This is a genomic window from Nocardioides sp. TF02-7 (assembly GCF_022437945.1).
In the GTDB taxonomy this organism is placed as follows: Bacteria; Actinomycetota; Actinomycetes; order Propionibacteriales; family Nocardioidaceae; genus Nocardioides.
Genome location: NZ_CP092535.1, coordinates 943,735 through 961,240, shown reverse-complemented (window position 1 = coordinate 961,240; position 17,506 = coordinate 943,735). Strand labels below are relative to the sequence as shown.

At 75.0% G+C, this 17,506-nt stretch carries 19 protein-coding genes and 3 pseudogenes; 16 read left to right on the top strand and 6 right to left on the bottom strand.

All coding sequences use genetic code 11. The annotated features are described in order from the left end of the window. Nucleotides 1–763 precede the first annotated feature (763 nt). On the bottom strand, nt 764–1,201 hold the full coding sequence (locus tag MF408_RS04970) for a PDZ domain-containing protein (protein WP_240251672.1): 438 nt from the start codon (nt 1,199–1,201) through the stop codon (nt 764–766). Then, nucleotides 1,197–1,710: pseudogene (locus MF408_RS04965) on the bottom strand (trypsin-like peptidase domain-containing protein); the annotation flags it as partial. The pseudogene MF408_RS04965 and the gene MF408_RS04970, both read right to left, overlap by 5 nt. Nucleotides 1,711–1,949: 239 nt before the next feature. Between MF408_RS04965 and MF408_RS04960 the strand changes: the two are divergent. From MF408_RS04960 to MF408_RS04940, 6 genes and pseudogenes are all read left to right on the top strand, one after another. Continuing rightward, nucleotides 1,950–2,645, top strand: coding sequence for a thermonuclease family protein (locus tag MF408_RS04960; protein ID WP_240250480.1), 696 nt, complete (start codon nt 1,950–1,952; stop codon nt 2,643–2,645). Then, nucleotides 2,633–3,343, top strand: a complete 711-nt coding sequence (locus MF408_RS04955; protein WP_240250479.1) for a thermonuclease family protein — start codon at nt 2,633–2,635, stop codon at nt 3,341–3,343. The genes MF408_RS04960 and MF408_RS04955 overlap by 13 nt, the downstream gene beginning before the upstream one ends. 85 nt (nt 3,344–3,428) lie before the next feature. Further along, on the top strand, nt 3,429–4,361 hold the full coding sequence (locus tag MF408_RS04950) for a histone-like nucleoid-structuring protein Lsr2 (RefSeq protein WP_240250478.1): 933 nt from the start codon (nt 3,429–3,431) through the stop codon (nt 4,359–4,361). A gap of 88 nt (nt 4,362–4,449) precedes the next feature. Next, nucleotides 4,450–4,881, top strand: a pseudogene (locus MF408_RS24970) (SDR family NAD(P)-dependent oxidoreductase); the annotation flags it as partial. Nucleotides 4,882–4,951: 70 nt separating this feature from the next. Further along, the gene (locus MF408_RS24965; RefSeq protein ID WP_275693354.1) at nt 4,952–5,200 is read left to right on the top strand and encodes an SDR family oxidoreductase; all 249 of its coding nucleotides are present in this window, start codon (nt 4,952–4,954) and stop codon (nt 5,198–5,200) included. 39 nt (nt 5,201–5,239) lie between these two features. After that, nucleotides 5,240–6,739: an SIR2 family protein gene (locus MF408_RS04940; protein ID WP_240250477.1), complete on the top strand. Its 1,500-nt coding sequence runs from the start codon at nt 5,240–5,242 to the stop codon at nt 6,737–6,739. Nucleotides 6,740–6,996: 257 nt separating this feature from the next. On the opposite strand, the gene MF408_RS04935 is transcribed toward MF408_RS04940, so the two are convergent. Further along, a complete protein-coding gene (locus MF408_RS04935) occupies nt 6,997–7,389 on the bottom strand; it encodes a hypothetical protein (RefSeq protein WP_240250476.1) in 393 nt (130 codons plus the stop codon). Nucleotides 7,390–7,477: 88 nt separating this feature from the next. Between MF408_RS04935 and MF408_RS04930 the strand changes: the two genes are divergently transcribed. The 4 genes from MF408_RS04930 (at nt 7,478) to MF408_RS04915 (ending at nt 10,244) form a co-directional block, all read left to right on the top strand. Further along, nucleotides 7,478–7,984: a hypothetical protein gene (locus MF408_RS04930; protein WP_240250475.1), complete on the top strand. Its 507-nt coding sequence runs from the start codon at nt 7,478–7,480 to the stop codon at nt 7,982–7,984. Nucleotides 7,985–8,024: 40 nt separating this feature from the next. Beyond that, nucleotides 8,025–8,588 carry a hemerythrin domain-containing protein gene (locus MF408_RS04925; RefSeq protein WP_240250474.1) on the top strand — a complete coding sequence of 188 codons (564 nt, stop codon included), beginning with the start codon at nt 8,025–8,027 and terminating at the stop codon, nt 8,586–8,588. 96 nt (nt 8,589–8,684) lie between these two features. Beyond that, nucleotides 8,685–9,719: a class I SAM-dependent methyltransferase gene (locus tag MF408_RS04920; protein ID WP_240250473.1), complete on the top strand. Its 1,035-nt coding sequence runs from the start codon at nt 8,685–8,687 to the stop codon at nt 9,717–9,719. Between the two features lie 63 nt (nt 9,720–9,782). Beyond that, the gene (locus MF408_RS04915) at nt 9,783–10,244 is read left to right on the top strand and encodes a hypothetical protein (RefSeq protein WP_240250472.1); all 462 of its coding nucleotides are present in this window, start codon (nt 9,783–9,785) and stop codon (nt 10,242–10,244) included. 37 nt (nt 10,245–10,281) lie between these two features. Here MF408_RS04915 and MF408_RS04910 read toward each other — a convergent pair whose 3' ends face one another. Further along, nucleotides 10,282–10,872, bottom strand: coding sequence for a mismatch-specific DNA-glycosylase (locus MF408_RS04910; protein WP_240250471.1), 591 nt, complete (start codon nt 10,870–10,872; stop codon nt 10,282–10,284). A gap of 57 nt (nt 10,873–10,929) precedes the next feature. Between MF408_RS04910 and MF408_RS04905 the strand changes: the two genes are divergently transcribed. Then, nucleotides 10,930–11,409 (top strand): hypothetical protein, encoded by a 480-nt coding sequence (locus MF408_RS04905; protein WP_240250470.1) that lies wholly within the window; start codon nt 10,930–10,932, stop codon nt 11,407–11,409. Between the two features lie 4 nt (nt 11,410–11,413). Here MF408_RS04905 and MF408_RS04900 read toward each other — a convergent pair whose 3' ends face one another. Next, complete coding sequence (locus tag MF408_RS04900) at nt 11,414–12,454, bottom strand: phosphodiester glycosidase family protein (RefSeq protein WP_240251670.1); 1,041 nt, start codon at nt 12,452–12,454, stop codon at nt 11,414–11,416. Nucleotides 12,455–12,533: 79 nt separating this feature from the next. On the opposite strand from MF408_RS04900, the pseudogene MF408_RS26600 reads away from it, so the two are divergent. Together MF408_RS26600 and MF408_RS04895 are read left to right on the top strand one after the other, a co-directional pair. Beyond that, a pseudogene (locus tag MF408_RS26600) lies at nt 12,534–13,145 on the top strand (DNA methyltransferase); the annotation flags it as partial. A gap of 112 nt (nt 13,146–13,257) precedes the next feature. Then, the gene (locus MF408_RS04895) at nt 13,258–14,028 is read left to right on the top strand and encodes a DNA methyltransferase (protein ID WP_275693353.1); all 771 of its coding nucleotides are present in this window, start codon (nt 13,258–13,260) and stop codon (nt 14,026–14,028) included. 196 nt (nt 14,029–14,224) lie between these two features. Here MF408_RS04895 and MF408_RS24955 read toward each other — a convergent pair whose 3' ends face one another. Continuing rightward, entirely contained in the window at nt 14,225–14,491 is a 267-nt protein-coding gene (locus MF408_RS24955) for a WS/DGAT domain-containing protein (protein WP_275693352.1), read from the bottom strand. A gap of 296 nt (nt 14,492–14,787) precedes the next feature. On the opposite strand from MF408_RS24955, the gene MF408_RS24950 reads away from it, so the two are divergent. The 3 genes from MF408_RS24950 (at nt 14,788) to MF408_RS04880 (ending at nt 17,505) form a co-directional block, all read left to right on the top strand. Continuing rightward, nucleotides 14,788–15,726 carry a hypothetical protein gene (locus tag MF408_RS24950; protein ID WP_275693351.1) on the top strand — a complete coding sequence of 313 codons (939 nt, stop codon included), beginning with the start codon at nt 14,788–14,790 and terminating at the stop codon, nt 15,724–15,726. 243 nt (nt 15,727–15,969) lie between these two features. Next, the gene (locus MF408_RS04885) at nt 15,970–16,278 is read left to right on the top strand and encodes a hypothetical protein (protein WP_240250469.1); all 309 of its coding nucleotides are present in this window, start codon (nt 15,970–15,972) and stop codon (nt 16,276–16,278) included. 39 nt (nt 16,279–16,317) lie between these two features. Then, entirely contained in the window at nt 16,318–17,505 is a 1,188-nt protein-coding gene (locus MF408_RS04880; protein WP_240250468.1) for a DNA polymerase IV, read from the top strand. Nucleotide 17,506: the final 1 nt, after the last annotated feature.

The following is a 17,506-nucleotide window of genomic DNA, read 5'->3' as shown; positions in this document are numbered from 1 at the left end:
AGCACGGGCGGCTGGCGGCATACCTCCGCCGGGCGTCGGTCGACCTCGTCACCCGCGCCGACCAGGTCGCGGAGTGGGCCCGGACGCCCATCGGGGGCTACCGGCTCGCCGAGCGGCGCCCCGCGGTCACGGTGTGGTGCGACCTCGCGTCGGGCGAGCTCGTGGAGACCACCAACATCGGCAGCGCCGTGCTGGTCATGCCGGGCGAGCACGTGATCGGGCGGCTGGTGCCAATCGAGGGCGGCCGGATGTTCGAGACCGTCCCGCTGCGGGTGCCGGAGCGGGTGGCGCGCGACGTCGCGGAGGACCCGGGCGCCTGGATCGACGCGTTGCGTGCCGCGCGCGCCGCGGGGGATCCGGCCTGGACCGGCGGCCACCGGTTCGGCTTCGTCACCGACGTCCCCCTCGAGGTCAGCACCATCACCCTCCACGACGACCGCACCGTGCTGACCGACTACCCGCGGCGGGTGCGGTCGTTCCTGGCGGCGGCGCGCGGCGCTCGACGAGCCGCCGGACGACCCGGAGCAGGTCGACGTCTGGGCGTGCCTCGCGGCGGAGGTCCTCCACCCCGAGGTGTTCCGCCAGCTCGCGCACGGCGTCGACGCCGGCGGCGCCGAGGTGCTGCTCGGGCTCGCCGGCACGCTGGCCGAGCCCGCGGCCGGCCTCTGCGGGGCCCTGGCGACGCTCGGCGAAGGGGGCGGCCTGAGGGTCGTCAGGGTGAGAGTGATCCAGAGGTCACTCTCACCCTGACGACCTGCCCTGCTCAGTCCGCGAGCTCGGTCGGCACGGCGACCGCGTCGACCAGGGCGCCGTTGCGCAGCACGGTGACCTCCATCCGCTCGCCGATCGCGTCGGCGAAGAGCCGCTTCTGCAGCGACTGGGCGTCGCCGAGCGGCGCGCCGTCGACGGCGAGGACCAGGTCGCCGGCCCGCAGGCCGCTGAGCGCCGCCGGGCTGGCCTCGACGACCTCGACGACGCGGAGCGCGCGCCGCTGCCCGAACCGCTCGGCCTGCGCCGGCGTCAGCGGGGCGGGGGGTGCTGACCAGGCCGAGGTAGGCGCGCCGGACCCGCCCGTCCTGCCGCAGGGCGTGGATGATGCGGCGGGTGGTGTCGTTGATCGGCACCGCGAGACCGAGGCCGACGCCGGCGACCGCGGTGCTGATGCCGACCACCCGGCCGCGACTGTCGGCGAGCGCGCCACCGGAGTTGCCCGGGTTGAGCGCGGCGTCGGTCTGGATGACGTCCTCGATGAGCCGCGCGGCCCGTTGCGTGCGCGCCGGCATGCTCCGGCCGAGCGCGCTCACGACACCGGCCGTCACCGTGCCCGACAGGCCGAGCGGGTTCCCGACCGCGACGACGAGCGACCCGACCAGCAGCCCGTCGGCGTCGCCGTACTCCGGTGGCGCGGGGGAGCTCGCGGTCGGCACGGATCACCGCGAGGTCGGACAGCGGGTCCCGACCGACGACCTCGAACCGCGCGGTCGTGCCGTCGGCGAACTCCGCCGTCCCGCCGTCAGCGCCGCCGACCACGTGGGCGTTGGTGACCAGGTGCGCCTCGCCGGACAGCACGACGGCCGAGCCGCCGGACTCGCCACGACGCGAGCGGATGCGCAGCGCAGCCACCCGCGGCGTCAGCGTGGCCGCCACGGACGTGACGATCGCGGAGTAGGCGTCGAGGGCGCCCGGGTCCGCGTCGGGGTCGGTGCTCATCACCGGGGGAACGTGCGGGGGAGCGGGGCGGATTCCGCGGTTCGCCGTCGGCGAACGCCGGGGACGGCCGGACGTCATACGGACGGGGCCACCGGTGACCCCGTCCGTATGACCTCCCAGGACCAGCGGCCGTCCAGGATCCCTAGTCACTCCGAGCCATCTTCGGGCGAAACCGCCGCCGTCGAGTGGTGCGGGCTCCTAGCGTCCCGCCCATGGTCCGACACCTCTGTGCCCTCGCGGTGAGCGCGTTCCTCGTCCTCACCACCCTGATCCCCGCCGGCGCCCCGGCCCACGCCCAGGTCGCCGACCGCGACTGCAGCGACTTCGCCACCCAGGCCGCCGCGCAGCGGTTCTACCTCAACCACGGCGGCCCGCACCGGGATCCGCACCGGCTCGACGCCGACGGCGACGGCCGCGCGTGCGACTCCAACCCCTGCCCGTGCAGCAACGACACCGGCGGCGGCCACGACAACGGCAGCAACGGCGGCAACGGCGGCAACCAGGCGCCGAACGACAAGCGGCGCTGGGCGAAGGTGGTCCGGGTGATCGACGGCGACACCGTCGTGGTCAAGCTGGTCCGCGGGCCGAAGGTCCGCGTGCGGCTGCTGGGCATCGACACCCCCGAGGTCTCGGGTCGGGCGGAGTGCGGCGGGCGCCAGGCGACCGCCTCGGCGCGGACCCTGATGCCGCGCGGCAAGCGGGTGCTGCTCCTCCGCGACGGCACCCAGCGCAACACCGACCGCTACGGCCGGCTGCTCCGCTACGTGATGCGCAACGGCAAGGACGTCAGCCGGGCGCAGGTCGCCCAGGGGGTGGGCCACGGTCTACGTCGTCGGCCGGCCGTTCAAGCGGGTCGCGGCCTACCGCACCTCCCAGCGGATCGCCCGCAACCAGGACCGCGGCACCTGGGGCATGTGCTGACGTGCCGACACTGACGTCGCGGAACCGCACCTTCGCCGCCCTCACCACCGTCGTCGCGCTCGGCCTTGCCGGTTGCGCCACCGGCGGGGCGGCGGAGGTCGGCCGCGACGTCGAGGCGTCGGCGCCGACGTACGTCGTCACCTACGTCGTCGACGGCGACACGCTCGAGCTCGGCAACGGCGAGCGGGTGCGGCTGGTCGGCATCGACACCCCGGAGCGGGGCGAGTGCGGCTACGAGAAGGCCCGCGACCGGCTGGCCGGGCTGGTGGAGGGCGAGCGGGTCACCCTGGGGGAGTCCGACGAGGACCGCGACGGCTACGGCCGGCTGCTGCGGTACGTCGACCTCGACGGGGTCGACGCCGGCCTGGAGCTGCTCGAGGCCGGGCTCGCCCGGGCGCGCTACGACTCCCGCGACGGCTACGGCGCCCACCCGCGGGAGCGCCGCTACATCCGCGCCGACCGCGGCTCGCCGCGGCTGCGGTGCCCGCGGCCGCCGCGCACCTTCGTCGACACCGGCGACGACGGCGACACCAGCGACGACGCCGACCGCGGCGGGGGCGACACGGCTCCCGGTTGCGAGCCCGGCTACAAGCCGTGCGTGCCGGTCTACCCGCCCGACGTCGACTGCGGCGACGTCGCCGGGCCGATCACGGTGACCGGCTCCGACCCGCACGGCCTCGACGGCGAGGGCGACGGGATCGCCTGCGAGTAGCCGCGCGGCTGCGACGGTCGGGCGCCGGCCCGGTGCCAGACTGGCCGCATGCCCGACGACTTCGTCATCGCGCGCAACCCGGACGGTGACTCGACGCTGCCGTACGTGCTGCGGATCCCCGCTCGGCGACGGCATCCTGCTCAAGGCCCGGGACACCTGGCCGCGCACCGCGAAGGTCTACTGCCACCGGGTCGAGGAGTGGCCGGAGGACGCCGAGGTCGTCGAGCGGGTGCCGGTGCGCTCGTGCGTGCGCCGGGGCGCGGCGATCGACCTGGTGCTCGACCGGGCGCGGGAGAACCGCTCGCAGTTCGTGATCACCATGATCCGCGGCGGTCGGCAGGCCATCTTCTGGCAGACCTCCCGCACCGCCAAGCAGGCCCGGCCGCGGGCGACCGTGTCGTCGGCGCGCGCCCAGGGGATCGCCGGCCTCGAGATCGTCGTCGACAGCCACGAGCGCTACCCGTGGTCGTTCGGCGAGCAGCAGGTCACCACCCGCCGGCAGTCGCTGCCGGTCGGCGACTACGCCGTCCTCGACGGGGAGCTCGTCGTCGCCGCCGTGGAGCGCAAGGGCCTGCCGGACCTGGTGAGCTCGTTGACGGCAGGCAAGCTGAAGTACCAGCTGACCGAGCTCTCCTCCGTCCCTCGGGCCGCCGTCGTGGTCGAGGAGCGCTACAGCCGGGCGCTCCAGCACGAGATGGTGCGCGCGGCGGTCGTCGCCGACGGGCTGGCGGAGGCGCAGGTCGCGTTCCCCGGCGTGCCGATCATGTTCTGCGAGACCCGCAAGCTGGCGCAGGAGTGGACCTACCGGTTCCTCGCGGCGGCCTACGCCGCGCGCGAGCTCGACGGGTTCGGCGCCACCGCGGTCTCCGGCCTGGCCGAGGCCCGGCCGCTCCCGCCGCGCGAGCCGACGCCGAAGGAGATCCGCGCCTGGGCGGTCGCCCACGGCTACGCCGTCTCCGACCGCGGCCGCGTCCCGGCCGACGTACGGGCGGCCTACCTGGCGCAGCGGGAGGCGTGAGCCGCCGGCCGGGACCCGCCGCGGCGCGACCGGCGCCCCGTCCGATTGCCGCCAGCGACGCAACGCCGGCGCCGGAAGGATCTGCGGCATGGACACCACCACTCCTCTCCAGGACCGCGTCGCCCTCGTTACCGGCGGGAGCCGCGGCATCGGCGCCGCGGTCGTCGTGCGGCTGGCCCGGCTGGGCGCCGACGTCGCCTTCACCTACCTCGACCGCGACGACCGGGCGGCCGAGGTCGTCGACCGGGTCAAGGAGGCCGGCCGGCGGGCGGTCGCCGTGCGGGCCGACGCGGTCAGCGCCGACGCCGTCCGCCGCGCGGTCGCCGACACGGTCGGGACGCTGGGGCGCCTCGACGTGCTCGTCAACAACGCCGCCGCCTACCCGGTCGGGCCGGTCGAGGACGTGACCACGGTCGAGCTCGACCGGACCCTCGCGGCCAACGTGCGGGCGCCGTACGTCGCGGTACAGGCGGCGTTGCCGCACCTGCGCGAGGGCGGCCGCGTCATCACCATCGGCAGCAACGTCACTCGCAGCCTGCCGTTCCCCGGCCTGACCCTCTACGCGATGTCGAAGGCGGCCCCTCGCCGGGATGACGAAGGGACTGGCGCGCGACCTCGGGCCGCGGGGCATCACCGCGGTGCTGGTGAACCCCGGCCCCACCGACACCGACCTCAACCCGGCCGACGGTCCGATGGCCGACACCATCCGCGGGTTCACCGCCCTCGGCCGCTACGTCACCCCCGACGACGTCGCCGAGACCGTCGGCTTCCTGGCCGGACCGGGAGGCCGGAGCATCACCGGGACGACCGTGGAGGTCGACGCCGGCATCACGGCCTGAGCCCGCGGCGGGCGTGCGGCTGCTCTATACGATCGCCGCATGCCCGGTCGTGGTGGCCACGTCTTCGTCCTGCACGGGCGGATCGAGTCGGTGGTGCACGACTACGCGATCGTGCCGACCTGGCGCGACTTCGACGTGCGGCCGTACTGGCACCCGGTGGTCGGCACCGACGACGTCGGGCGGCTGCGGCCCGACGGGTGGCCGGGCGAGGGCTACGGGCGGGCGCCCGGCGACGACCGGGTGTGGTTCGTCGACGTCGGGGTCCAACGCGGGTCGGGACCGGAGGTGGTCCTCGAGCGGGCGGTCGCGGTGATCGCCGAGATCGCCGCCGGGTCGCCCGCGCCGGGACGCAACCGCCGCAAGCCCGTGGTGGCGGTGCCCGTGCTCGGCATCGAGGGCGGCGGACTCGGCGCGCGGCGCGGGGAGGTGGTGCGTCAGCTGCTCGAGGCGCTGGCCGCGGCGGCTGCCGAGCACGACGTCGACGTCGCCCTGGTCACGCCCGATCCCGCGGTCTACGGCGCCGCGCAGCACCTGCGCCGGCAGACCTCGTCATGGCCGCTGCCGGCCCGCCAGCTGCGCAAGGCCCAGGAGCTCGGCACCCTCGCGGCGCAGGGCCAGCTGGCGCTGTTCATGGGCGCCGGCGTGAGCATCCCGGCCGGTGTGCCGCCGTGGCGGCAGTTGCTCGACCGGCTCGCCGCCGACGCCGGCGTCGACGCGGGCGAGGGCTTCGGCGCGCTGGCGCCGCTCGACCAGGCGCAGTACCTCAACGACGCGATCCCCGACCTCGGCCGCGCGGTGGCCAAGATCGTGCGCGAGGCGGCGGTGCCGTCGCTGAGCCACGGCTTCCTGGCCTCGCTGCGGTGCCGCGAGGCGGTCACCACCAACTACGACGCCCTCTACGAGGCAGCGGTCGAGGTGCAACGCGGTGCCGACGACGCGGCCGCCGTCCTCCCGTGGGAGGTGCCGAAGCCGGGCCGCCAGTGGGTGCTCAAGATGCACGGCGACGTACGCCGCCCCGACAGCATCGTCCTCACCCGACGGCAGTTCGTGAGCTACGACGCCGAGACCCGGCCCGCCGGCGCACTGCTGCAGTCGCTGCTGCTGACCCGCCACGTGCTGTTCGTCGGGGCGTCGTTCACCGACGACAACGTGGTGCGGCTCGCCTACGAGGTCGACCGGTTCCGTGAGCAGCACCGGTTGCCCGGGACGCAGGGGACGCTGCTCGACGTCGACCGCGACGACGTCCGGCGCCGGCTGTGGCGAGGCAAGCTCGGCTGGCTCACCATGGCCGGGCGGGACGTGCTCGACCGGTCGCGCACGCTCGAGATCTTCCTCGACGCGGTGGCCGCCCACGCGTCGAGCGACACGTCGTGGCTCCTCGACGAGCGGTTCGGCGCGCTCATCGACACCGACGCCGCCCTGGTGCGGGCCGCGCGCAAGGTCCACGCCCGCGCCCGGGACGCCGGCCCGGCGTGGGAGCCCCTGGTCGACGCGCTCGGCGGGTTCGGCGCCGGCTCCGAGCGCGAGGAGGGCGGCTGACCGGAGGCCACCTGTGCGGCGACGCATAGGCACGCTGGCTGCGAGATGAGCGGTCGGGGGCGACAGGTGGCGCGAGTCGGGGTTTCATCGGGTGCCAAGCCTCGGGCGCCGCGCCGTTCCGGGGTCGCCCGGGGGAGCGGCAGCACAGGGGAGGGTGAGCCTCGTGGGGACGCCTGCCCACCCGGTGCGTCGGAGTGGCTCCCGACGCGACTGCCGGCGGTCGACCCGGACGGACCGGCGCCCGGGGCTCACGGTGCTCACGGGGCTGACCGGGCAGGATGTCGCAGGTGAGCGACCGTCGGATCCTCCTCGTCGGCCTGGGCACGATCGCCCGCACCCACCTCGGCGTGCTGCGGCGACGCGCCGGCGTCACCGTGGTCGGCGGCGTCGACCCCGCGCGCGGGCCTGACCCGGCTGATCCGGGCCTCCCGGTCCACGCCACCGTCGCCGACGCGCTGACCGCCGGCGCCGAGCCGGACCTGGTGGTGGTCGCGACCCCGACCGACACCCACCCCGCGATCGTCGCCGAGGTGCTCGACGCGACCACCGCCCAGGTGCTGTCGGAGAAGCCGCTGGCCCGCGACCTGGAGGAGATCGAGCGGCTGCGGGCCGTCCGCCCCGACCTCGACGCCCGGGTCGCCGTCGCCCACCACTTCGCGTTCTCCCCGGAGGTCGCCTGGGCCCGCCGACAGGTGGCCGCCCACCCCGGGTGGGGGCGCGCCCGAGCACGTGCTGTCGGTGTTCAACGACGCCTACGCCGGCAAGCCGCCCGAGCAGCTGCGCAGCTACGTCACGCCGTGGGTCGACTCCGGCCCCAACCAGCTCAGCATGCTCGGTGCCTTCGTGAGCGGCTGGCGCCCGGCGGCCGCCGCGCACGAGCCGATGCGGTCGGTCGTCACCCTCGACCACGACGGCGGCACCAGCGTGCTCGCCTCCAACTGGCTCGCCGGCGACACCAGCAAGCAGACGACGCTCGAGTTCCGCGGCGGGTCGGTCCGGCTACGGATGGACCACACGTCGATGACCGGCCTGGTCGTCGAGGACGGCCGGGTCACCGCCCACGCCGGCTACTCCGGCGCGCTGTCACGCAAGGACGCCCACTACACCGGCCTCTACGACGTCCTGCTCACCGAGCCGGCCGACCACCGGCTCTCCGTCGCGCTGGCCGCCGACGTCGCGCGGCTGCTCGAGGCGGGCACCCGGGCCGGGGCGGCCGGCTTGCGGTGGGGCGACGTCACCGGGTGAGCGCGCATGCGCACCGCCACCTGCGGGTAACTTGCGCCGCATGGGATCCGCCATCGACGTCGGTCGCCCCACCAAGGGCGACGTCATTGAGCTCATCATCGACGACCACCGCCGCTTCGAGCGCCTGCTGGCGCAGCTGCGCGACACCACCCAGGACCGCGACGCCGTGCGCCGCGCGTTCGCCGACGTGCTGATCGCGCACGGGGAGGCCGAGGAGGAGCTGGTCTACCCGGTGCTGCGGCGCAAGGCCGCCGAGGTCGGCGAGCACGAGGTGCACCACGGCCACGAGGAGCACGCCGAGGGCAACGAGGCGCTGCTGGAGGTGCTGGAGCTCAAGGGCACCGACACCCAGGCGTTCACCGACGCCGTCGAGAAGCTCAGCAACCTGATCGCCCACCACATCGCGGAGGAGGAGCTGACGATCCTCAGCCCCGCGCGGGAGTCGGTCGGGCCGCGGATCCGCGAGGAGCTCGGCGAGAAGTGGGCGGCCCGCCGCAACCAGCTGATCGACCAGGGCTGCGGCGCGGCCGACAACGTACGCCGCATCGTCCGGCAGGCGGAGGCCGACGGGCTGCTCGACGACGAGGACGACGAGGACGACTGACCCGGGCGGGCCTCTCCGCCCGCCGCGGCATGGCCCGATCCGGCCAGCCTGAAGTGACCATGGTCCCCGGGCCGCGCCCGGTGCGACCATCGCCGCATGGCCTTCTTCGACGTCGCGGCGGATGCGTACGTGGCGTTCATGGGCCGGTTCTCCACGCTGCTCTCGGGACCGTTCGCCGACCTCGGCCTCGCCGGGGTGGACCGGTCGGCGCGGGTGCTGGACGTCGGCTGCGGCCCGGGCGTCCTCACCGGCGAGCTGGTCGGTCGCCGCGGGGCGGGCCTGGTCAGCGCCGTCGACCCGGCCGACGCGTTCGTCGAGGCCGCCGCGGCGGCGTACCCGGACGCCGACGTGCGCACCGCGTCCGCCGAGGCGCTGCCCTACGACGACGGCGTCTTCGGAGCGGCCCTCGCCCAGCTCGTCGTGCACTTCATGAAGGAGCCGGTCGCGGGCCTGGCGGAGATGGCGCGGGTCACCGCTCCCGGGGGCCGGGTGTCGGCGTGCGTGTGGGACCACGCCGGCGGCAGGAGCCCGGTCTCCGCGTTCTGGCGGATCGTCACCGAGCACGATCCCGACGCCCGCGATCAGGGCAGGCTGCCGGGCACGGTGGAGGGAGAGCTCGGCCGGTTCCTCACCGCCGCGGGGCTGCTGGAGGTGGAGGGAGACGACGCTCGAGGTGCGGCTCTCGTTCGCCACCTTCGAGGAGTGGTGGCGGCCGTTCACCTACGGCGTGGGGCCGGCCGGCGCCTACGTCGCGGGGCTCAACAAGATCTCCCGCGCCGGCCTGGAGGGCGTGCTGCGGGAGGAGGTCGGGCCGGGGCCGATCGACGTCGAGGCCGTCGCCTGGGCGGCCACCGGGATCGTCTGAGACGGGGACAGTCGGCCGGCGGCCTGCCGTGGTCCCTTCGGGCCATGGCGGGTCGCCGGCGGAGGCTCTACTTTTCCGGCATGGCCAACGACCAGGGCACCGGCCCGGAGGTCCCCGACCGGTGGCGGGTCTACGACGAGCCGGAGGGGGCGCCGAGGCCGGAGCCGGGCGACGACCCGGGACCCGTGGCCGCCGCCACCTGGCTTCCCGACGACCCGCGTCCGGCACCCCCGGCCGCGGCGACCCCCTCCGGGGGCCGTCGGTGACGGTCGCGCTGGTCATCGCCGTCGTGGTGGTGGCGCTGGCCGTGGGGGGCGGGGACGCTGATCATGTCCTTGCGTGGCGACGGCGCGATCGGCGGCAACCCGGACGCCCAGACGAGCGAGGGGTTCGCCGAGCTGGTGCGGGACATCGAGGAGGAGACCGGGGGCACGACGGTCTTCTGGGTGGGCCTCTACGACGGGTTCGCCGTCGTCGACGTCCCCTTCGCCGACGACGACCGCGAGCTCAGCTACCGCTGGGACGGCGGCTTCGACGAGCCGCGGAAGGGCACGAGCACCGACGAGCGGTTCGACCTCGCCGACGTCGACCCCGCGGTCGTCGACGGCATGTGCGACGAGGTGCTCGCGATGGTCGAGGACCCCCAGGACTGCTACATCTTCATCGAGAAGCCCGACCCGACCTTCGCCTCCCGGACCTGGATCCGGACGATGGCGAGCAACGAGTTCGGTCAGAGCGCGACCGTGGAGTACGACCTCGAGGGCAACGAGGTGGCCCGGCACGAGCCGTGACCGACCGCCCGACCGGCCCTGGCCGGACCCCGTCGGCCTAGACGCCCTGGACGATGCCCGCGGCGCGCGCGGCGGCGGCGTACGCCTCCGCCAGCGACGCGACCGTCTCGTGCGCGTTGAGCCCGCTCGGGTTGGGCACCAGCCACAGCTCGGCGCCGGCCAGCGCCTCCGGCTGCCGGCCCATGACCGCCCGCGGCTGCGCGAACGCGGTCCGGTAGGCGGTGATCCCGGCGACCGCGACCACCCGCGGCCGCTGCTCGGCGACCAGCGCGACCAACCGGCGGCCGCCCTCGCGCAGCTCCTCGGTCGTCAGCTCCGAGGCCTTGGCGGTCGCGCGCGGCGCCACGTTGGTGATGCCGATCCCGCGCCCGCGGAGCAGGTCGCGCTGCGCGTCGGTCATCCCGGCTGCCGGGTCGATCGGCTCGGGGATGATCCCGGCCCGGTGGAGGGCGGGGTAGAAGCGGTTGCCCGGGTGGGCGAAGTGGGTCTGCGTGGCCGCGGTCCACAGGCCCGGGTTGATCCCGACGAAGAGCAGCCGCAGGTCGTGCTCCGGCGACGTCGGCAGCAGGTCGGGGACGGTGGTGCCACGGAAGGTATCGAGCTCGGCCCGGGTGAACGTACGACGCACGCGGGCCAGTGTGACCGACCGGGGGAACCCGGGGGCGCGCGCTAGCGTCCCAGTGACATGCGCCGGACCCTCGTCGCCCTCGCCCTCCTCGCCGCGCTGACCGCGTGCGGGGAGGACCGGGGCGCGCCCGACCGGGAGGCCCGCGACCCGTCCTCTTCGACGTCGGCCGGGCCGACGTCCGACGCTCCTTCACCGCCCGAGGTGGTGACGGTCGTCTCGGCGCCGGCACCGCAACGGGTCGTGAGCACCGACGAGCCGACCGTGCTCGACGACGCCGGCGCGCTGGCCGACTACGTGGCCGGGCTCGGCTCCGGCGCGCTCGCCGACGAGGTCACCCGCGCGGTCGAGGCGCACCGCGCCGCGCCCGGCAGGGTGGTCGCGGCCGCCGTGGTCGCGGTCGGCTGCGACGTGCCGCGGGACGCGACGGTCGCCGAGCAGGACGGGCGGTGGGTCGTGACGCCGGTGAAGCCGGGCGGCGCCCCGAAGCAGTGCTACGTGCCGTTCGCGAGCGTGGCGGTCGTCGAGCTGCCCGCGTAGTCGGTCAGCGGGGCCGGCGGTAGACGACCTCGATCCCGTTGGGGATCCGGCGCTGGACGCCGTCGGAGGGCGAGTTGATCACCCGCACCCGGCCGTTGCGCCGAGCGGCCAGCGTCGTGGAGCCGCCGCCGTCGAGGTTGAGCGCGTCCTCGGCGCCGAGCTGCTTCATCAGCCGCGCCAGCTCGACCATCGTGTGGCCGCGGCTGAAGTCCTGCCGGCCCTCGACGGTGAGGAAGATCAGCTGCTTGATGTCGCGGTCGATCCCGACGGCGGTGCGGGGGTGCAGCTCGCGGTCGTCGGTCACCAGCACCTTGCCGCGCTTGAGCAGCACCGTGTTGCCGGAGATCGCCATCGCCACCGGACCGGCGACCCGGCGCTGGATCGTGACCCGGGTGCCGACCTTCAGCTCCTGCAGCCGGTCCTCCGCCTTGTCGCCCCGGGCGATCAGGTAGAAGCCCTTGATCTTCGTGCCCTCGGGCGGGTAGTTCGACTGACGGTTGGCGACGATCCGGCCGCGCAGGACGCGCGCCCAGCGGACGTGCCGCTTCTGGCCGTCGACCCAGCGGCTCACGGCGACCGAGCGCCCCCACCGCCAGTCGTAGACGCCGATCCCGCCGATGACGACCCGCGGCGCGTTGTAGTTGGTGATCGTGATGTCGGGCCGTTCCTTGATCGAGGTGGCCATCGGCAGCTCGCCGAGGTGCCACCGCTTGCCGTCGGCGTTGGCCCACACCGAGTTGTTCCAGCCCGACGCGGTGCCCTTCCAGAGCACGCCGCCGCGCTCGAAGGCCATGCCGAGCGGTGCGCCGGTGTCGCTGATGTCGAAGAAGTCGCCGTTGACGCCGGCGACCACGCCGGGCGTGCGGGCCAGGATCCCGGTGAGCGTGGCGGTGCGCCGCACCCGGCCGCCGTGGGCGTAGTCGACCGTGATCCCCGGCCGGCGCCAGCTGACCCGGGTGACGTAGTAGCGCACCGGCCCGCGGTGGGTGCGGGCGTCCCAGCCGGTGACGGTGACCCCCTTCACCGGCTGGTAGCTGAAGCGCATCCGTTGCGAGATCACCGCCCGCTCACCCGGCCGCGCCGGCCGCACCACCTCGCCCGGCGCCCGGTCCGAGGTCTGCCAGGTGTGCGGGTCGTCGGGGTCGGGCGCGGCCGCGCGCTCCGGCGTACGCCGTGCGTCGGGCGCCGCGGCCTGCTCGGCCGCCGGCGGGGCGGAGGGGGGAGGAGTCGCGGTCGACGAGGACGAGGGCACCCGTCGTCGCGAGGGCAGACGTCAGCAGCAGCGCGGGGAAGAGACGCATGTCGTCGAGGTTAGGAAAACCGGGCCGCCGGATCCGGGAGGCGCCGATGATCGGCGTGGCAGGCCCGGCCTGCCACGCCGGCGGCCCGCGGACGGCGATGATGGGCGGGTGCCGACGCCCGCCGAGGTCTGGAACACGTTCGCCGAGGGCGACAACCTCGACGTGCTCGGCCGGCTCCCGCCCGCGTCGTACGACCTGGTCTACATCGACCCGCCCTACAACACCGGCAGCGCGTTCGCCTACCGCGACGACTTCCGCGGCGCCCGCGGCGCCGGCGCCGCGGGGCGGCACGAGGCGTGGCTGGCGATGATGCGACCGCGGCTCGAGGCGGCGCGGCGGGTGCTCGACGACCGCGGCGCGATCTTCGTCAGCATCGACGACCACGAGGCCGCGCACCTGCGGCTGCTGATGGACGAGGTCTTCGGCGAGGCCGGCTTCCTCGCCCAGGTCGTCGTCAACCTCAACCCGAAGGGGGCGGCAGCTCGGCAGCGGCTTCGCCACCAGCCACGAGTACCTCCTCGTCTACGCCCGGGACCCGCGGCGGTGCGTGCTCGACGCGTCGAGCCCCGACCTGGTCGTGGAGGCCGACTTCCCCCTGGTCGCCGACGACGGTCGGCGCTACCGCCGGCTGCCGCTGCGCAACACCAACAAGCGGTTCAACCCGCTCACCGCGCCGACCCTGCACTTCGCGATCTGGGGCGACCCCGACACCGGCGAGGTGCGCACCGAGCCGTTCCCCGGCGCGGTCGAGGTCAAGCCGGTCTTCGGCGACGGCTCCCCGGCGGTCTGGCGCTGGTCGCGCCCGCGCATCGACGAGCGTCCCGGCGACCTGGTGTGCCGGCGGGTGCGGGGGAGGAACGGCGAACGGGTCGACGTCTACCAGCGCGACTGGCTGCACCCGGCCGTCGGCCGGCGGCGCAAGAAGCTGCGCACCATCTGGCTCGCCGACGAGGTCGGCTCCACCGACACCGCGGTCGCCGAGCTCAAGGACGTGCTCGGCCACGTCTTCGAGTCACCGAAGCCCACCGGCCTGGTGCGACGGATCCTCGACACGATGCCGCCCGACGCGCGGGTGCTCGACTTCTTCGCCGGCAGCGGCACCACCGGCCACGCCGTCGCCCTCGCCAACGCGGCCGACGGCGGACGGCGTACCTGCCTCTCCGTCAACCACGCCGAGCCCGTCCGCCCCGGCTCCAACGCCGCCCTCGCCGGCTTCGCCACCGTCGCCGACATCACCCGCGCCCGGCTGCGGGCGGTCGCCGAGCTGGTGGGCGGGGGATATGTGGAGCTGGGGGCTGGGGAGCTGGGCGGCGGCTGAGTCACGGGTCGCGGTGCGCGGGTGGGCTCGCGCCGAGGAGGTTTTGCTGCGGTTTGGTCCCAAACCGCAGCAAATCCGCCTCTGGAGCTGCGGTTCGTGACCAATCGTGGCCTGCGGTGGGCTTCCCACGGCCTGTCTCCGGCCGCGGCGCCCACCCCGCGTCGACCTGCGACCCGCGGCGGCAATTCCAGCCGGCTCAGGCCACCCCCGCCGCCTCCTCCAGCTCGGCGAGCGACTCGTCGAGGAACGTCAGCAGCCGCTGGAGGTGGGGGAGGGTACGGCGGCAGCCGGTGAGGCCGAAGCACATCCGCCCGTCGTAGGAGGTGCAGGTGATGTTGAGCGCCATGCCGTTGATCGGGATCGAGAGCGGGTAGGTGCCGACCAGCGGCGCGCCGTTCCAGTAGTGGGTGGAGCGCGGGCCCGGCACGTTGCTGATGATCAGGTTGAACGGCGGCTTGACCACGCCCCTGCACGCGCAGCACGGGTGACACGATCGCGGGGGCGAGGCCGAGCGCGCTCATCGCGACGATCTGCGCCGGCGTCATCGACGACAGCGCCTCCTTGCCGTCGCGCATCGACCGGTGGATCGTCTGCAACCGGTCGGCGGGGTCGACGAGGTCGGTCGCCATCCGCACCATCACCGAACCGACCGCGTTGCCTCCCTCGGCCGACGCGACGTGCGCCTGCTTGGCCTTGAGCCCGACCGGGACCATCGCGATCAGCGGCGCGTCGGGCAGCGCGCCCAGCTCGAGCAGGTAGGTGCGGAGCGCGCCGCTGCACATCGCGAGCACGACGTCGTTGATCGTGGTGTCGGTCGCCTTGCCGATCGCGCGCATCCGCTCGACCGGCCAGTCCTGGGCGGCGAACCGGCGGCTGCCGGTGATGTTCTGGTTGAAGATAGTGCGTGGCGCGGAGAACGACACCGCCGACGTCTCGTTGCGCACCCCCTTGCGGAGCGTCCGCACCAGCGCCGAGGGCATGCCGGCGGCGTCGGCGCTGAGGGAGAGGGCGGTGCGGAGCACGTCGGCCGGGAGCTCGGCCAGCCCCCGCACCGCCTCGACCGCCTCGGTCGCCGGGTCCGCGGGGCCGGCGGCGTCGGCACCGGAGCCGTCGGCGGCCCCGCGCCGCGGTCGCCGGGCCCAGGGCGCCGGCATGCCGCGCTGGTCGGGGTCGGTGCTCAGCACGCTCTGGAGCAGCCGCATCGCGGAGACGCCGTCGACGAGGCCGTGGTGCACCTTCGTGTACAGCGCGACCCGGCCGTCGGCCAGCCCCTCGATCACGTGGGCCTCCCACAGCGGCCGCTCCCACGCCAGCCGGGTGCTGTGCAGTCGGGAGCAGAGCTCGAGCAGCTCACGGATCCGGCCCGGCTCCGGGAGCGCGCTGTGGCGCACGTGGTGCTCGATGTCGAACTGCTCGTCCTCGCGCCACACCAGCTGGCCGGCCGTGCGGATGCTGCGGTGCGGGTGCTTGAGGAACAGCGGCGACACCTCCGGCACGTCGCGCATCTGCTCGAACATCTCCCGGATGAAGTCCGGTCCCGCGTCCGCGGGCCGCTCGAACAGCTGCAGCCCGCCGACGTGCATCAGCTGGGTCTTGCTCTCCGCGAGCAGGAACGCCGTGGACGTCGGGTCGATCGGCTTGAGGTTCGGCAGGGAGACCAACGCAGCCCCTTTCGTCAGGCGGCCGATCCTCGCCTGACCGCGGCGGTCGCCACAAGAGGACGGCCCGGGAACCGTCCACAGCCCGCCGGCGGACCCGCGTCCCTCCACAGGCCGGGCCGCGGCGGGACCGCGTCGTCGGGCCGGGCTCCTAGCGTCCCTCGCGACGTCGGACCCGCCGGCGCACGACCTCGGGAGCAACCATGCACGAGCACCAACCGACCCCGTCCACCCGACAGACCCGGCGCCGCCGCGCCCCTCACCCCTCGCCGCCGGCCTCCTGGTGCCGCTCGCCGCGGTCGGCGGCGCCGTGGCGTCGTCGTACGCCGGAGCGCCGGAGGAGGTGCGCGAGGTGCGGTTCCCGCCCGACACGATCGTCCACGTCGAGGGCGACGCCGCCAACGGCTTCGGCATCAAGATGCTCGACGGCAGCTGGCTGTTCCCGCCCACGGACTCCGAGGCGGTGGCGGAGTGCAACGAGTACGACCGCCGCGTCCAGCGGGTGCGCTGCCGGGTCGAGGTGCGCACGTGGTACCGCGACCTCGCCAACATGCAGGACACGATCGCCTACTGGCGGGCCAAGCGCGCGTGAGCCGCCACCCCGCGGCCGCCCTGGTGGCACCATCGGCCCATGGGCCGGGTGCTGCACGTCGACCTCGACCAGTTCATCGCGGCCGTCGAGGTGCTGCGCCGACCCGAGCTCGCGGGCCGCCCGGTGATCGTCGGCGGTCGCGGCGACCCCACGGAGCGGGGCGTCGTCTCGACGGCGTCCTACGAGGCCCGGCAGCACGGCGTCGGCTCGGGGATGCCGCTGCGGCTCGCGGCCCGCAAGTGCAAGGACGCCGTCTTCCTGCCGGTCGACGCGGAGGCGTACGACGCCGCGTCGGCGGAGGTGATGGCGGTGCTGCGCGGCCTGGAGTGGGGTGGCGTGCCGGTGCTCGTGGAGGTGCTGGGGTGGGACGAGGCGTTCGTCGGCCCCGGGCCGGGGCACGGCGACCTCGGCGACCCGGTGGCGTTCGCGGAGCGGGTGCGGTCGGAGGTGCTCGCCGCGACCCGGTTGCGCAGCGCGGTCGGCGTCGGGGACAACAAGCTGCAGGCCAAGCTCGCGACCGGCTTCGCCAAGCGCCGGGTCGAGGGGGCGGTGGCCCGCGAGGCCGGTGCCGGGGGCCGCGGCGACGAGCCCGGCCCGGGCGGCCGGCTCCGCGGGCAGGGCACCTACCTGATCAGCGACGAGACGTGGTTCGCCGAGCTCGGCGACCGGCCGACCAGCGCCCTGTGGGGGATCGGCGCGAAGACGGCGACCCGGTTGGCGGCGCTCGGCATCGACACCGTCGAGGACCTCGCCCGCGCCGATCCTGCCCTGCTCGCGGAGCGGATCGGGCCGACCACCGGCCCGTGGCTGCGCCGCCTCGGCCGCGGGGTCGCGTCGAGCACCGTCGACCCGACGACGTGGGTGGCCCGCGGCCACGGTCGGGAGGAGACCTTCCAGAAGGACCTCACCGACTGGGCCGAGGTCGAGGAGGCGACCCGCCGGATCGCCGCCCGCGCCATCGCCGACATCGTCGGGGAGGGCCGGCCGGCGGTCCGGGTGGGGCTCAAGCTGCGCTACCGCCCGTTCACGACGATCAGCCGCAGCCACAAGCTCGCGGAGCCGTCGTCCGACCCGGGCCTCCTCGCGGACGAGGCCGTCGCCCTCCTCGACCGGGTCGACAAGGAGCGCGCCGTGCGCCTGATCGGGGTCCGCTACGAGATGGCCGACCCGGACGGGGCGGCGGCCGGGAAGGCGGACGGGGCGGCGGACGGGGCGGCGGACGGGTAGG